General features: G+C 61.8%; 1 pseudogene. It reads left to right on the forward strand.

Annotation, left to right across the window (positions count from 1 at the left end):
* Positions 1 to 325 (forward strand): annotated as a pseudogene (locus tag X742_RS0139940) (sugar ABC transporter ATP-binding protein); the annotation flags it as partial.

The raw sequence follows: 325 nt of genomic DNA on the forward strand, positions 1-325 counted from the left end.
GGCGACGCTGACGCCGGAAGAAAAGCGCCACTTCTTCGCGCTGATCCGGCGGCTGAAGGCGAGGGGTGTCTCGATCGTCTTTATCAGCCACGCGCTGGAAGAGGCATTGATGATTGCCGACCGCATCACCATCCTGCGCGATGGCGAACTGGTCATCACCGACCACACGGCTGCCTTCGATCGCGACAGAATTGTCGCCGCCATGGTCGGGCGTACGCTGTCGGGCCAGATCTACCGCCAGCGCGACGAAGCCAAACTGCGCAAGGCGGGCAAGAAGGTGCTGTCGGTGCAGGACATCTCGATGAGCAATGTCGTGCGCAACAAC

Source organism: Mesorhizobium sp. LNHC229A00 (assembly GCF_000502415.1).
GTDB lineage: Bacteria > Pseudomonadota > Alphaproteobacteria > Rhizobiales > Rhizobiaceae > Mesorhizobium.